12 protein-coding genes are annotated in these 15,220 nt (G+C 30.7%); 7 read left to right on the top strand and 5 right to left on the bottom strand.

Features of this window, described 5'->3' with window-relative positions:
* The first annotated feature begins 38 nt into the window (after nt 1-38).
* Genes ACJJVO_RS08295 through ACJJVO_RS08310 form a run of 4 tightly spaced genes read left to right on the top strand, consistent with a single transcriptional unit; the run spans nt 39 to nt 5,101 of the window.
* Nucleotides 39-935, top strand: a complete 897-nt coding sequence (locus ACJJVO_RS08295; protein WP_405572778.1) for a FecR family protein — start codon at nt 39-41, stop codon at nt 933-935.
* A complete protein-coding gene (locus ACJJVO_RS08300) occupies nt 928-3,240 on the top strand; it encodes a TonB-dependent receptor domain-containing protein (protein WP_405572781.1) in 2,313 nt (770 codons plus the stop codon). Before ACJJVO_RS08295 ends, ACJJVO_RS08300 begins: the two co-directional genes overlap by 8 nt.
* Before the next feature lie 41 nt (nt 3,241-3,281).
* Nucleotides 3,282-4,553 carry an acyloxyacyl hydrolase gene (locus ACJJVO_RS08305; RefSeq protein WP_405572784.1) on the top strand — a complete coding sequence of 424 codons (1,272 nt, stop codon included), beginning with the start codon at nt 3,282-3,284 and terminating at the stop codon, nt 4,551-4,553.
* Nucleotides 4,554-4,555: 2 nt separating this feature from the next.
* Nucleotides 4,556-5,101 (top strand): YfiT family bacillithiol transferase, encoded by a 546-nt coding sequence (locus tag ACJJVO_RS08310; RefSeq protein WP_405572787.1) that lies wholly within the window; start codon nt 4,556-4,558, stop codon nt 5,099-5,101.
* Between the two features lie 40 nt (nt 5,102-5,141).
* Here the strand turns inward: ACJJVO_RS08310 and ACJJVO_RS08315 are convergent, their stop codons facing one another.
* From ACJJVO_RS08315 to argS, 3 genes are all read right to left on the bottom strand, one after another.
* Complete coding sequence (locus ACJJVO_RS08315) at nt 5,142-6,434, bottom strand: carboxypeptidase-like regulatory domain-containing protein (RefSeq protein ID WP_405572790.1); 1,293 nt, start codon at nt 6,432-6,434, stop codon at nt 5,142-5,144.
* Nucleotides 6,435-6,535: 101 nt separating this feature from the next.
* A complete protein-coding gene (locus ACJJVO_RS08320) occupies nt 6,536-7,588 on the bottom strand; it encodes a helix-turn-helix domain-containing protein (protein ID WP_405572793.1) in 1,053 nt (350 codons plus the stop codon).
* A 55-nt stretch (nt 7,589-7,643) separates the two neighbouring features.
* On the bottom strand, nt 7,644-9,425 hold the full coding sequence (gene argS, locus ACJJVO_RS08325; protein WP_405572796.1) for an arginine--tRNA ligase: 1,782 nt from the start codon (nt 9,423-9,425) through the stop codon (nt 7,644-7,646).
* A gap of 145 nt (nt 9,426-9,570) precedes the next feature.
* Between argS and ACJJVO_RS08330 the strand changes: the two genes are divergently transcribed.
* From ACJJVO_RS08330 to ACJJVO_RS08340, 3 genes are all read left to right on the top strand, one after another.
* The gene (locus tag ACJJVO_RS08330; RefSeq protein WP_405572798.1) at nt 9,571-10,698 is read left to right on the top strand and encodes an arabinogalactan endo-beta-1,4-galactanase; all 1,128 of its coding nucleotides are present in this window, start codon (nt 9,571-9,573) and stop codon (nt 10,696-10,698) included.
* Between the two features lie 329 nt (nt 10,699-11,027).
* A complete protein-coding gene (locus ACJJVO_RS08335; protein WP_405572801.1) occupies nt 11,028-13,106 on the top strand; it encodes a tetratricopeptide repeat protein in 2,079 nt (692 codons plus the stop codon).
* Nucleotides 13,107-13,142: 36 nt separating this feature from the next.
* Complete coding sequence (locus ACJJVO_RS08340; RefSeq protein ID WP_405572804.1) at nt 13,143-13,769, top strand: chromophore lyase CpcT/CpeT; 627 nt, start codon at nt 13,143-13,145, stop codon at nt 13,767-13,769.
* A gap of 50 nt (nt 13,770-13,819) precedes the next feature.
* Here the strand turns inward: ACJJVO_RS08340 and ctlX are convergent, their stop codons facing one another.
* Together ctlX and ACJJVO_RS08350 are read right to left on the bottom strand one after the other, a co-directional pair.
* Nucleotides 13,820-14,752: a citrulline utilization hydrolase CtlX gene (ctlX, locus tag ACJJVO_RS08345; protein WP_405572807.1), complete on the bottom strand. Its 933-nt coding sequence runs from the start codon at nt 14,750-14,752 to the stop codon at nt 13,820-13,822.
* A 63-nt stretch (nt 14,753-14,815) separates the two neighbouring features.
* Nucleotides 14,816-15,184: a hypothetical protein gene (locus ACJJVO_RS08350; RefSeq protein WP_405572810.1), complete on the bottom strand. Its 369-nt coding sequence runs from the start codon at nt 15,182-15,184 to the stop codon at nt 14,816-14,818.
* Between the last annotated feature and the right edge of the window lie 36 nt (nt 15,185-15,220).

Here is a 15,220-nt window from a genome sequence, read left to right on the forward strand (position 1 = left end):
TTTTTAAACCTAGACTGTTATATAGTTGAAATAAGAATATGAAAAGAGAAGAACTCATAAAAAAATGGTTAGATAATAACCTAAATCCTGAAGAGCAATATGCTTTTGAGCAGCTTGAGGATTATAATCAACTAATTAAAATGGATGCGACTTTAAAAGGTTTTAAAGCTCCAGAATTTTCAGTAGACCAAACTTACCAAACACTAAAACCGCATCTTAAATCTCAGTCATCAAAAACCAACCAATGGTTAAAACCGCTACTTAGAATAGCAGCTGTATTAGCTATAGGATTTAGTGTCTATTTTTATACTTCAAACTTAGACGAACATATTGAAACTCTTGTTGCACAGCAAACAACAATTCAATTACCAGATAACTCTACGGTAGATTTAAATGCGAATTCAACCTTAACTTTTAATGAAAACAACTGGAGTAAAACAAGAGCAGTTACGTTAAATGGCGAAGCCTTTTTTAAAGTTGCCAAAGGTGAGAAGTTTGATGTCATTACCTCAGATGGAATTGTTAGCGTTTTAGGTACACAATTTAATGTAAAACAGCGTGAATCTTACTTTGAAGTAACTTGTTACGAAGGTTTAGTTGGCGTTACACACAATAATAAAACCGTAAAATTAAAACCAGGACACACCTTCAAAATTATTGACGGAGAACAACTTACAGCTGATAAAGAAACTGACACACAACCTATTTGGCTACATGGAGAAAGCAGCTTTAAAAGCGTTCCTTTAAAACATGTGATTACTGAGTTTGAAAATCAATATGATTTACAAATACATACAGATCAAATTGACACCTCGCGTTTATTCACAGGAAGCTTTACTCATAATAATTTAGATTTAGCCTTGAAATCTGTTACAATACCATTAAATTTAAGCTACAGCAAATCAGGAAAATCTATTTTACTAAAGCGTGAATAAAAAATTACTCTGTCTATTTTTTTTCTTTTTAACTATTGCCTCTTGTAACCTTGCTTTCAGCCAAGAACAAGAGGAGAAACAACCGCTTGCCAAAATTCTAATAGATTTAGAAAAACAATACAACGTAAAATTTTCTTTTGAAACCAAAACAATTGAAGGTCTATTAATTTCTCCATTGTACCCAGAATTATCCTTAGAACAAGTAATTACTCAATTAAAACTTGTTACACAACTTAATTTTGAAATTTTAAGTGACCGATTCATCGCTATTACACCAAAAAGCATATCAGAATTACAAAATGAAATTCAGCATTTAGAAGAAGTTGTGGTTATCAATTATCTTACTAAAGGTATTTCTAAAACCAATAATGGTACAATTGAAGCAGACACCAAATCATTTGAAATTTTACCTGGATTAATTGAACCAGATATACTACAAATAGTACAAAATTTACCAGGAATTATTAGCGTAGACGAACGCATTTCTAACATTAATGTTAGAGGAGGAACAAATGACCAAAATCTTATTTTATATGAAGGCATAAGAATGTACCAAACTGGTCATTTCTTTGGATTAATCTCTGCTTTTAACCCTTATTTATCTGAAAATATTACGGTTTCTAAAAACGGAACAAGTGCCAAATTTGGTAATGGAGTCTCGAGCACTATTGCTATAAAAAATGTAGATGAATTAGATAAAAAAAGAAGCGGAGGCATTGGAGGAAATCTATTAAGTGTAGATGGTTATGCAAAAATTCCGCTCTCAAAAAAAACCGAACTACAATTAGCAGCAAGACGCTCTTTTACTGATATTTTGGTTTCTAAAACTTACGATGCTTATTTTGATAGAATTTTTAGAGATTCAGAATTAAATACAACTAATAACAACACACAATTAGCATTAGATGAACGTTTTTTGTTTCACGATTTTAATGCTAAGTTTTTATACGATATAGACAACACCTCTAAGTTCCGTATTAATGTGATGAATATGTATAACAACTTATATTACAATCAAGTTTTTACCACTTCCGAAAATAATTTTCAAGAAACAAAGAGCCAGCTTAACCAAGTAAGTTTTGGAGCTAGCGCTAATTATGCTAAACAATTAAAAAATGAAATAAGTATATCTACTGAAGCGTATTATTCTAGATATGTCCTAGATGCCAAAAACAATAACATTACTAGTAATCAACTTTTAGAACAAAAAAATAAAGTTGAAGATTATGGTTTACGATTTGATATTTCAAAAGTATTAAGCCCAAGTTTAAAATTAAATTTTGGCTATCAGTTTAATGAAGTTGGTGTGACCAATTTAGAAGATGTTATTAATCCTAATTATACAAGCCTCAAAAAAGAAATTATAAGATCACATGCATTATTTGGTGAAATTGTACGTTACTCTCAGTCTCGTAACACATATTTACGTTTTGGTGCAAGAATCAACTATTTTAGTAAACTACAAGATCTTATTATTGAACCTAGATTTGCATTTAATCAAAAAATATCTGATCACTTTAGGCTAGAAATATTAGGAGAAATTAAAAATCAAGCAATTACGCAGGTTATAGATTTACAGCAAGACTTTCTAGGTATAGAAAAACGACGTTGGCAATTAGCAAACACAAACAATACTCCACTAGTTACAAGCCAACAAGTATCTGCTGGCATTAGTTACAACCATAATAACCTTTTAGTTTCACTTGAAGGTTATTACAAAAATGTCAGTAATATTACAGCCCAAAGTCAAGGGTTTCAAAATCAATTTCAATTTATAAATGACATAGGTTCTTATACCGTAAAAGGCATTGACTTTTTAATTAACAAACGCATTAGTAATTTTAGTACTTGGCTAAGTTATTCTTATAGTAAAAACGATTATCATTTTGAGAATTTAAACGACGGAAATTCTTTTCCAAACTCCTTAGATTTACAACATGTTGCCAATGCTTCTTTAACTTACAACTATAATAATTTTAAAGTTGGTTTTGGTATTAATTGGCATTCTGGCAGACCATTTACAACACCGTTATCATTACAAGATGAAAGTAATATGGTGATAGAATACAACGCGCCAAATAACAAAAGACTACCAGGTTATTTTAGAACCGATATTTCAGCAATTTATAATTTCACAATTTCAAAAGGCGTGAAAGCAGATATAGGAGCTTCAGTTTGGAATATTTTCAACCAAACCAACATTGTCAATCGCTATTACAGTTTAGATGCAGACGATTCACTTATAAAAATTGATAACCGTTCTTTAAAAATCACACCAAATTTTAGTTTTAGAATCAATTTTTAATGGTTTAATGCTATTATTGTAGTACCAACCAACTACAACAAATGCATTACAAAAACTATTTCGGTTTATTTATAGCACTAATTATAATCGTTTTTCATCAAAAATGTTTAGCTCAAACACCTTCTACTAGCGAGAACAATTCACTGTTTTTTATACCTGAAATTCTCATCGGAAAAACACTAGAAGCTAATACTGATTTCCCGGAAACGAAACTTCAAAAAAACTTATTTTTTAGTATAGGACGTTATAATTTTAAGCAAAATAAAGAATGGGCAGCAAGATTGAACTATCCTAAAACTGGTATTTCATTTGGCTATACAGATTTTGGAAATTCAGAAAAAGTGGGTCAAGCTTACTCTATATTGCCATTTATTGAGTTTTCATTATTTAAAAAACGTATTCAAGGCTTAAACTTACAAATTGGCTTAGGTGGCTCTTATATGAATACACAATATGATGAAATTACTAACGAATTCAATAGAGCTATAACCACTAAAATCAATTGGTCATTTAGATCATTTATATATTATGACATGTTTAAATCCAAATCAACAGATTGGAGATTTGGATTGGGTTATTTACACCATTCTAATGGACATACTAATCTGCCAAACCAAGGTTTAAATTCATTAGCAGCAAGTATCTCCACAAAAATTGACCACAAACAATCGCGTATTTCTACGTTTGAAAAATCAAATTTCAAGGCTAAATCTCAAATGTATTATGATTTTAGATTTGGGTTAGGGCAAAATGTACTATCAAAACATTTCAATACTAAAAAAGAAGTGTATTCTATTGCTGCTTCTGCAGGAAAAATTATTAATAACACCTTTAAATTTGGTGGTGGATTTTATTACAGATTCTACGAGCACTATTATGATTATATAAAAAACAATGAAGCTTTAGTTGCAGAACAATTACCACATTTTACAAAAAACCCTTATAGTTACGCAACCGCTTTTGGTTTATTTGCATCTTCAGAATTACTAATAGACCACATTGGTATTGAGTTTAATATTGGACTAAACATATACAAACCATTTTATAAAATAGACTGGCAACTTAACCAAGGGTATTCTTACGACCTAGAAAACGGAGAAACCGTAGAAGTTTTAGGAGAGCTAGATTGGTATTACGAAATTAAACGAACCGTTTCTGCCAGATTGGGCTTAAAATATTACTTATGGTCTACCAATAATGCACCAAAAAACAATGCTTATGTCGGAGCACATATTAATGCTAATTTGGGACAAGCAGATTTTACAGAATTAAGCATTGGTTATGAATATCGTTTTGATTTAAAAGAAAACTAATTATGACAGCTGAAGAACTATATCAATTAAAATTTCCTATTGGCGAATTTATAACTCCAAAAAATATAACAACAGAGCTTCTTAAAGATTGGATTATATCTATTGAAAAATTTCCACAATCTCTAATTTCAATAACACAAAATCTCAACGAAAAAGAACTTAACTATCAGTACAGACCAAATGGCTGGACAATTAAACAAGTGGTTCATCATTGTGCAGATAGCCACATTAATAGTCTTTTGAGATTTAAATTAGCGCTTACAGAAGACACTCCTATGATAAAACCTTATTTTGAAGACCGATTTGCAGAGTTAAAAGACTACTCAGAACCTATTGACACTTCCATTTCAATACTAGTTGGAGTTCATAAAAAACTTGAAATACTTCTTAAAAAGTTAAACAAAGAGGATTTAAAACTCCAATTTATTCACCCAGAACATGGCAAGTATTTTTCAATTGAGCAAACCATTGGCACTTATGCTTGGCATAGTAATCATCATTTAGCACACATTGAACAAGCTTTAAGGTTTCAAGATAAATTTAAATAAACCAGTCACTTAATTATTGACTAATAATCTATTCATAAATTTAGCCATTAGAAGAATTTTTAGTTTCTCGGTTTTTCTGCTTTTCAATATTTCTTCTAATTTTATCAATAGCAGATTCAATAGATTTGTCTGGTTCTATAAGGTTATATTCTCCCCAAAAGTCGGGATCAGAAAATCCTGAAATAGCATCCGTAATTATTACGCTTGGTTTTAATTTATCTTTATTTTTAATTTTCTTATCCGCTACATTAACTTCCCAATCCGTTACTGCCATTTCACTCGCTAAGGTATACACTTTATTAAAAAGTTCATGTTTTTTATTTATTTTAAATTTTAAGCTTAAATTAGAATAACTGTAATACCATTTATTTCCATTTTCTTTATAATCTACTTTATAATTAGCTTCTAAAGGATAAACTTCAATATCTCTCGGTTTTTTTCTTACAAGTAGATTTTTCGTTTTATTCTCATTACTTAAATCCAAACTATAATTTGCACTTACTAATGCCAACGATTCTACATCTATAAAAAGCTTACCTATATAATTTACATCTTGAAAAGCATTTTTTGGACTGAAATTTATCACATATACATTTCGGTTATTTATGGTTGATGGATTATCAAAAGAAAAATTATATATCCCAATACTCTCGTCTGTAAAAATATATTCAGGATATTTCATAATATCCATATATACCGTTGAAAATGGACCACCTTGTAATTTTACAGAAACCGTATCTAAACGCTTATAATCTGTACTTTTTCGAGCTTTACCTAACTGTAATGCATCACGCTGATCTGAAGTTATAGGTTGTTTTAAAATATTAACTATGGCCTCAGTTAACGATACATTTCTATTTCTGCGTTTTATGGTTTCTCTATAAAAAGCTGTCATAAAAACACTAGATTCTTCTAGATTTTTATTTTTATCGTCAAATACTTTTCTTACCAAACTCTCAGCATCCTTATATGCAGAAATACTTACAGCAGATAACTCGGTAATTGCCATATACAATTTTATGGTATTATCTTCTACAGACAACTGAGATAACGGAACTACGTAACTGTTGTATCCTAATAAGGAAATTACCACTTTAGAATCTAAATAAGCACTAGGAACTTTTAGCGTAAATTCTCCTTCAGAATTTGTAATTGTACTGATATTGGTGGCATTAATATTTAAACTAGCTGCTTCTAAAATTTTATTAGAGCGACCGTCAATAACCTTTCCATTATATTCAGTAAAACCTGTTTGAGCATGCATAGAAAATGCAATGAACAATATTGAAATTAATGTACTAGCGAAATGCTTTAAGGTGTGAGATTTTTCCATAACAGTAAGTTTTAATGAACGATTTAACAATTACTAAGATACGACAAAAGTGACTTTTCACTTAAAAATCAATTCATTTAACCGTAAACAATTATTATTATTCACTTTTTTGACTTGCGAAATGCAGCCGGAGTTTGCTCAGCAAACTTAGTAAACGCCTTGTAAAATGTTACTTTATTATTAAAACCACTTTCTAAAGCAATGGCTTCAATTTTATAATTATCATATTTAGGATTGTGCAAGAATTGTTTCGCAATTTCTATTCTATGCTTATTTACATAGTCGTTAAAATTCTCCGAAATGAGTTCTGAAAATGTTTGAGAGACATGATGTTGTTTTTCATTTATTGCTTTACTAAATGCAGAAATATTAAAACTACCATCTAAAAAAACTTGGTCTTTTTTAAAGGCCTTTTGAATTTTAGACTGAATACGAAGCATATCCTTTTTACTCAAATTTGAAGCAAAATATTTCTTTTTAATCTGAAGCAAAAATTCTGGATTTTTAACCAAAAAATAACCAACACCAAAGATCAAAAAGGTAACTAGCACATAATACCATGCAAAATCTCGCCAACCTTCTGCAAAATGTGTCAAATAAGAAATTAAAATTGAAGAACAAACATAAGACACCACCAAAAATACGGCATATTGGAATCGCTTTTTAGATAATTGGCTACGATTTAAGTAAAGAAAAACTGAAGAACCTATAGCATAAAGCATCATCTGAAATGCTAACAAATAATTCCAAAACATGGTTCTTGTTAAGAAATGAGCATTAATATATGCACTTCTAATGTTCCCTTCCATAAGTAAAACATCTCCGTAACCTAACCAAAAAATAAGAATTGGAATTACATGCAATAGATCTATTAATAGTAATTGCTTCTTATTTAAAATAAGACATTGCAAGTGAATAAAAATTAGAGGTCCAAATAGAAAAGCAATTTCATAATAAAACCAACTTTTAAACTCAGGATATATATGAACCAACTCACCAGAACCAAAGAGGAACAACAAAATATGACATCCAAAACATGCAATAAGTAAAGACAATGTTAAACTCCTTAGCTGTCTCGATTTAAAAAAAACACCTCCAGCTACAAAAAATGCAACAAATACTTGCGCAAACAATATGTAACGAACAATATTCAAAATGTGTCTTTAATGAGTTGACACAAGTTAAGCTATATTTTTTAGTTATTCAAAACTACATGCGCTCTGGCACTTGTATCCCTAAAACTTGAAATGCATTTTTAATAGTTTGACTCACCAATTTAGACAAATCAACTCTAAAACTCTTTTCTACCTCAGAATCAGCTCCAAGAATAGAAACATTTTGATAAAATGAATTAAACTCCTTAACCAATTCGTAAGTGTAATTAGCGATTAAAGCCGGACTGTGTTGTTCTGCCGCATTTTGAATTATTTCTGGAAACAACTCTAATTGCTTAATAAGTTGTTTTTCTTTTTCATGTAAAACAATTTCATCATTAGACGAAGTTTGAGCGACGTTATCAGAATCTGCTTTTCTTAAAATAGATTGAATTCTCGCATAAGTATATTGAATAAAAGGACCTGTATTTCCTTGAAAATCGATAGACTCTTTAGGGTCGAATAAAATTCGTTTTTTAGGATCTACTTTTAAAATGTAATATTTTAAAGCACCTAAACCAATAGTTTTATAGAGGGCTTGTTTTTCATCTTCGTTGTATTCTTCAAGCTTTCCAAGCTCTTTAGAAATCTCTTCGGCAGTATCTGCCATTTCTTGGATTAAATCATCAGCGTCTACAACGGTTCCTTCTCTACTCTTCATTTTTCCGCTTGGTAAATCTACCATTCCGTAACTTAAATGAAATAGATTTTTTGCCCAATCGAAACCTAATTTTTTCAATATTAAGAATAGTACTTTAAAGTGATAATCTTGCTCATTACCAACTGTATAAACCATACCTCCAACATCTGGATAATCTTTAATACGTTGTATAGCTGTACCAATATCTTGCGTCATATAAACAGCTGTGCCATCACTACGCAATACTATTTTTTCATCTAATCCATCTTCGGTTAAATCGCACCAAACCGAACCATCTTCTTTCTTAAAAAAGACACCCGTTTTTAAACCTTCGGCAACAAATTCTTTTCCAAGCAAATAGGTATTGCTTTCGTAATAATAGGTATCAAAATCTACACCTATGTTTTTATAAGTCACTTCAAAACCATCATAAACCCATTGGTTCATTTTTTTCCAAAGCGCAACGACATCTTCATCTCCTGCCTCCCATTTAATAAGCATTTCTTGAGCTTCTAATAATAGAGGTGCATTCTTTTTTGCCGCTTCTTCAGATTGTCCTTGAGCCACTAAATCTGTAATTTCAGCTTTATATTCTTGGTCAAACTTTACATAATAATTCCCTACTAACTTATCACCTTTTAATTCTTCAGTTGGTGTTTCGTTTTGTCCAAATTTTTGATAAGCCAACATACTCTTACAAATATGAATGCCTCTATCATTTATAATTTGAGTTTTATAAACTTTCTTTCCTGAGGCTTTTAAAATTTCGGCAACACTGTAACCTAAAAGCACATTTCTAACGTGTCCTAAATGCAAAGGTTTGTTGGTGTTTGGCGAAGAATACTCTACCATAACGGCTTTGTCATCTTTTTGCTCAACAAAACCATAATTCGTTTTATCTTTTACAGACTGAAAGAAATTGAGATAATAAGAATCGCTAATCTCAATATTTAAAAAGCCTTTAACCACGTTAAATCCCTGTACCAAATCTACATTGTCTAAAAGATACTGACCAACTTGTTCACCAATTACCACTGGATTTCCTTTTACTACACGTAACATTGGAAATACAACAACGGTAATATCTCCTGCAAACTCTTTACGAGTTGCCTGAAATTCTACGGATTCCAATTCTGATTGAAACAACGCTTTTATCGCTGCCTTTACGTGTAATTCTAGAGTATCTTGAAGATTCATAATCTGCCTTATTGTAGTATTTTAAAACGCTTGCAAAGATAGAGGTTTTATTGTTTTATTGGGATTCTATAAAAACATTATTACTTAACTTTGGAAGTCGTTTGAAAAATGCATGATAGACGGAAGACAAAAATTGCGATTCAACATGAAATTATTAAAATATACGCTTTTTGTAAGCATCATTGTATTGGCATCATGTTCTAAAAAGGATGACAACATTAATAGCCCAATAGTTACAGAAACCTTTTATAAAGGCATGGATTTATCTTTTCAAAGTGAATTAGAAGATTACAATGTACCTTACAAAGACGTCAATGGAAACGCTGTAGAACTTCTCGACTTTGTTAAATCTAAAGGCACAAATCTTGTGCGTTTAAAACTTTGGCATACTCCACAAGACGGACAAAACAGCTTAGAAGACGTAAAGAATTATGCTCAGCGCATTAAAGCTAAAGAAATGAACTTCCTTCTCGATTTTCATTACAGCGACTTCTGGGCAGATCCTGGGACGCAAACGCCTCCTGCTGCTTGGCAAAGCTTAACGTTAGCAGATTTAAAGATTGCTATTTATAATTACACTAAAAATGTGGTTCAACAATTAAAGGCACAGCATACTCTGCCAGAAATAATTCAAATTGGCAATGAAACCGACAGCGGCTTTCTTTGGGATTATGGTAAGGTTTGGAATGAATTTAATGATAATTGGATCAACTACGCTAGTTTAGTTACCGAAGCTATTAGAGCGGTTAGAGAAATTGATACCGAAAATAAAGTTAAAATTATGTTGCACCATAGTAGTGTAGAAAATTCGATTTACTTTTTTAATGCACTTCAAACTTACAATCTTGATTTTGATATTATAGGACTATCCTACTATCCTCAATTTCAAACTAAAGACTTAGATGTAGTTACTTCAAAATTAAACACCTTAGCAACAACATTTGATAAAGAAATTTTAATGGTTGAAGTTGCCTATCCTTTTACATTAGAATGGAATGACAATCTCACAAATTACATTGGTAGCTTAGATCAAACTATTCCAGAATTTGCACCAACACCTCTAGGACAAAAAGCATACTTAGAATGGTTGATTAATACCGTTAAAAATATTCCGAATAACAAAGGTATAGGGTTTTGTTATTGGGCTCCAGATTGGGTGGCTTTTAATGGTAACGAAAACACCTCAACAAATGGCACTTCTTGGGAGAATCAATGTGTGTTTGATTTCAATTTAAAAGCACTGCCCATATTAGATGCATTTAACACTAACTAATTAAAAAACAACATCCTAACAGAAACGTGCATTTCATCGATAAAACAGTTATACTCCCATGATTTTTACCGTTAGTCGATAGGTGTTTTTTTTCTAAAAATAATATTGACCGTTCATCTAATTTATTAGTATTAAAACCTAAATATTAGCATATTTGTATACATAGTAGCACTTTTGGTAGGCTATTAATCAATGTCCCAAACATTAATGAAGCTTGATGATCAAACTTTAACTAAGTTGTTATTGTTTTGTGTTAACTTACTTTTTCTATCCCTCTATAAAAGTTTTTCGCACCAAAACAGCGCGATTCATTTTAATACTATATTAAGATGAAACAGATACTAACATTAGCTATTTGTCTTGTGTCGTTTGCTATTTTTTCACAAAACGAAAAAATAGATGAACTAACAGTTCAGTTAACATATCTAAACCCTGACTCTACGAAAGTAGATAAGTCGCTTATGCTTATAAGTAAACTTTACGAAGTTAAGGATTACGACAAAGCTTTACTTTATGTTAATCAGACTTCAAAACTTGCAAAAGATTTAAACTATATTAAAGGACTTGCTGAGAGCAACTATTATAGAGCCTTAATTTACACAGAACATAATGATTATTTTAATGCTATAGATAACTATAAAAAATCTAGAGATTTATACCTTCAAATTAGTGACACTTTAGGTGTTGCAAAAGTGAGTAATAGTATAGGTTTAGTTGAAATTAAACGTGGAAATTATGCTATTGGGTTGCAAAACTCATTATCTGCAATCGATATTTTTGAAAAGCAGCATCTTCAAGAAGAATTAAGTAAAGCGTATAACAATTTAGCAGAGGCTTATCACAAAACAAATCAAATTGATAAAGCCATTGAATTTAATTTTAAGGCTTTAGAAGTCCGAAAACAAATTCAGGATAAAAATGGTATTAAATCTTCTACTAAGAATATTGCTGAACTATACTCTTTATTGAAAGAGCACAGAAAAGCGATTGAATACTATGAAAAAGCTTTAGATATTTTAAATCCAAAAACAGATCAAGATTTACGAGGAGAAATTCTGCCTAAATTAGGTAGTGAATATTTGCGTTTTAAGGAATATGATAAAGCATCTGAGTATTTAGTTGAAGGTTTAAAATACAATCGCAAACAAGACAATAAAGAAGGCCTTTTAAGAGCATTGAATGCTATTGGAAATCTTAATCTTCAAAAGAAGAAAGTTAAACTTGCAGAAAAGCAACTTAATGAAGCCTATGCCATTGCTCAAAAAACAAATAACAAAACTGAACTTTTAGAAAATTACAAACTTCATATTGCCTTAGACTCTACTCGTGGCTATTTTCAAAATGCATTCTTTTGGCAGAATAAGTTTTACAACTTAAAAGACTCGATTTTAAAAATTGACCAACCTGTTTTCCCAACAGATGTTACTGCTTTAGATTTAATTTCAAAAAACAATAACGAAACAAATAATCAAAACAATAACAATCTTGCTAAAACAGATCTACAGACACAGCCTGTAAAATCATCATCTTATTGGCTCAGTAATCCTTATATTTTATATGGTATAATTGGTCTTTTTGCATTGTTGCTAGCGCTTTTAATATTTAGTTTAACAAAAACAAAATCTCATAAAGAAGAGTTAGACATACAAAAAGAGAGATTTGCAGAAGAGCAAGTAAGAACGGATGCTATTTTAGAACAAACGCATCATTTAGAAGAAGTTAACCAAGTAAAAGACAAACTTTTCTCTATTGTTTCGCATGACTTGAAAGATTCGATTTCTTCTATTAAAGCATTTTTAGATTTATTAAAAGAAGGTAGTATTTCTAAAGATGAGTTTTACGAACTTATTCCGGAATTAAGCGAGAATGCAAATAACGCATCATCACTTTTATTTAATTTATTAAACTGGTCTAAATCGCAATTGCAGAATTTAGAACCAAAACCAGAGTTGTTTAATATTCAAGATGTTTTTCATTCTAAAATTGCATTAGTAGAACAAAAAGTTGAAGACAAAAGGATTGTACTTATTGATGAATCTCAACGCGATTTTGTTTACGCAGATCGTAGTATGGTAGAAATTGTAATTCAGAATTTAATTACCAATGCGGTTAAATTTAGTAGAACTGGTGATGTAATTACCATTTCTAATATAGATGTAAATGGTAGAGCCTTAATCTGTATAGAAGATTCTGGTGTTGGTATTGCTAAAGAAAATATTGATAAATTATTTGCTGCACATAAAAACTTTACCACTACCGGAACTAAAAATGAAAAAGGAACTGGATTAGGCTTAACCATTGCGAAAGATTTAGTAGAATTAAACAATGGTAGAATTTGGGTAGAAAGCACGCAAAATGTGGGAAGTAAATTCTTTGTAGAGTTACCAAAAGCAGAATCTAAAGCTTAATTTCTTTTTATATCTTTGTTTCTCTAACACTAGTTTATGAAACGTATAATTCCCTTTGTAATTATTTTACTTGTATTATTTAATTGTAAAAATAATACCTCATCTGAGATTAAAGAAGATACAGAACTCAATGAATTATTTGCATTAATGCAAGGTTCTTTTACTTCTGAAATTCAAGCAGAAGTAGATTCTACATATTACAATATTTCATTACACATGTATCCTATTTGGGAAAACCAAGGCCATTTTCTTTATGTAGAACAAGCCTTAACAAGTACACCTAAACAACCTTATCGCCAGCGCATTTACGAAGTTAAAAGAGACTCAGACAGCACCTTTAGTTCTGCCATCTACAAATTAGACACAGATTCTTTATGGATTGGTAAATGGAAAAATCCAAAAGCTTTCGATTCTATCTCTTTAAATAATATTGCTTTAAAAGAAGGTTGCGAAGTTATTCTTAAGCGCATAGCTCCAAATCAATTTATAGGAAAAACAGGAGACAACACTTGTGTAAGTACTATGAGAGGTGCCTCTTTTGCACGTAGTGAAGTAGAAATATTAGAAGACAAAATTATTTCTTGGGATCGTGGTTTTGATGCCAATGGAGACTATGTTTGGGGAGCAGAAAAAGCAGGTTATATTTTTAATAAAATAGACTAACAATTAGCACAAAAAACGATGTCTTCTTTTTAAGCCACTAAACAATGGGCTTAATTTTTTGGAAGAAACACCTCTGCCATCATACAACGTGCACTGCCACCACCACAAGTTTCAATAGTTTCTAATGAACTAGAAATTATAGGACAGTGTTTCTCAATACTAGAAATTTGATGAGGTGTTAAACTTTTATGGGCAGCTTCACTCATTACTAAATAACGCTGTTCGTTTTCACCTTTAAGTTGAAGCATATTCCCAGCAAACTGATGCATTTGAGCTTCTGTTATAGAAATAATTTCTTTACCATCTTGCTTTAAATGTTTTACCACATTTTTACGCTCCTTTTTATCATCAATGCTATCTAGACAAATCACAGAAAACGTTTCTGCCAAACACATCATTACATTGGTATGGTAAATGGGTAAACGCTTTCCTTTTACTGTTTGGTATGCCGTAAAAATAACAGGAGTGTATTCAAAATCCTCACAGAATTCAATAAACAACTCTTCATCAGCTCTAGCAGATAAAGCACAATAGGCTATTCTATTTTCACGATCTAAAGCCATACTTCCGGTACCTTCTAAAAAGAAACCTTCATGTTCTGCAGACGTATAATCAACAATATTTTCTATAACAAAGCCTTCTTCTTCTAATCTTATAAAAACCTCATCTCTACGTTCGCGCCTTCTATTTTCGGCAAACATTGGATATTTAGCAACATCACCATTACCATGAAAACTCACCCAATTATTAGGAAAAATAGAATCTGGTGTATCATTTAATTTATCATCCTCTTCTACCACTACATCAATACCAACTGAGCGTAATTTTTCTACAAAAGCATCAAACTCTTCTTGTGCTTTTATATTTATTTCGGCATTTTTTAAATTCAAATCTTCTTGAAAATAATTATTGACAGCCGTTTGCTCGTTCATCCTAAAACTTACCGGACGAATCATTAATATGGTATTTGTAGTTTGTTGCATAAGAATATAAAGTGATAAAACTTATGCAAAGTTATTGTTTTTTAAAACGAAAACTATCATAAATTAATCTTCATTTTCTAACCATTCTAAGGCTTCGTCTCTTAGTCTAAAAGTCTTAATATTCCAATTGTGCTCTTTATTAATACCAATTAAAAAATTAGTAGAAATTTTTGCATTAAAATCTTCTACAACAACAGCCATAGCTTTAATTTCTTTTAAAGTCGCAATAGTTTTTTGAGCTTTATACGTATAGGCATAAGAAAACTTTTTGTTTACAAGGAGAGAAAAAGGTGCTTCTAAATGAGTTAACAAAAAAGTATGATATTCATCTACCATTTTCAAATCCATTAGAACTTCTTCATTAATTATAACTTCTGCAAGATTAGGCTTAAGGATAATAATTTTGCCAAAGCTTAATTGATGTGATTTCATATCAATAAATATAAGTAATTTTAGGACAAATATATT

The organism is Winogradskyella sp. Asnod2-B02-A (assembly GCF_045063645.1).
In the GTDB taxonomy this organism is placed as follows: Bacteria; Bacteroidota; Bacteroidia; order Flavobacteriales; family Flavobacteriaceae; genus Winogradskyella.

Bases quoted from the DNA above. Each gene is read 5' to 3' on its own strand.
- ACJJVO_RS08335 (WP_405572801.1), top strand. From the start codon at position 11,028: ATGAAACAGATACTAACATTAGCTATTTGTCTTGTGTCGTTTGCTATT.
- ACJJVO_RS08350 (WP_405572810.1), bottom strand. From the start codon at position 15,184: ATGAAATCACATCAATTAAGCTTTGGCAAAATTATTATCCTTAAGCCT.
- ACJJVO_RS08295 (WP_405572778.1), top strand. From the start codon at position 39: ATGAAAAGAGAAGAACTCATAAAAAAATGGTTAGATAATAACCTAAAT.
- ctlX (WP_405572807.1), bottom strand. From the start codon at position 14,752: ATGCAACAAACTACAAATACCATATTAATGATTCGTCCGGTAAGTTTT.
- ACJJVO_RS08340 (WP_405572804.1), top strand. From the start codon at position 13,143: ATGAAACGTATAATTCCCTTTGTAATTATTTTACTTGTATTATTTAAT.
- ACJJVO_RS08305 (WP_405572784.1), top strand. From the start codon at position 3,282: ATGCATTACAAAAACTATTTCGGTTTATTTATAGCACTAATTATAATC.
- ACJJVO_RS08330 (WP_405572798.1), top strand. From the start codon at position 9,571: ATGAAATTATTAAAATATACGCTTTTTGTAAGCATCATTGTATTGGCA.
- ACJJVO_RS08310 (WP_405572787.1), top strand. From the start codon at position 4,556: ATGACAGCTGAAGAACTATATCAATTAAAATTTCCTATTGGCGAATTT.
- ACJJVO_RS08315 (WP_405572790.1), bottom strand. From the start codon at position 6,434: ATGGAAAAATCTCACACCTTAAAGCATTTCGCTAGTACATTAATTTCA.
- argS (WP_405572796.1), bottom strand. From the start codon at position 9,425: ATGAATCTTCAAGATACTCTAGAATTACACGTAAAGGCAGCGATAAAA.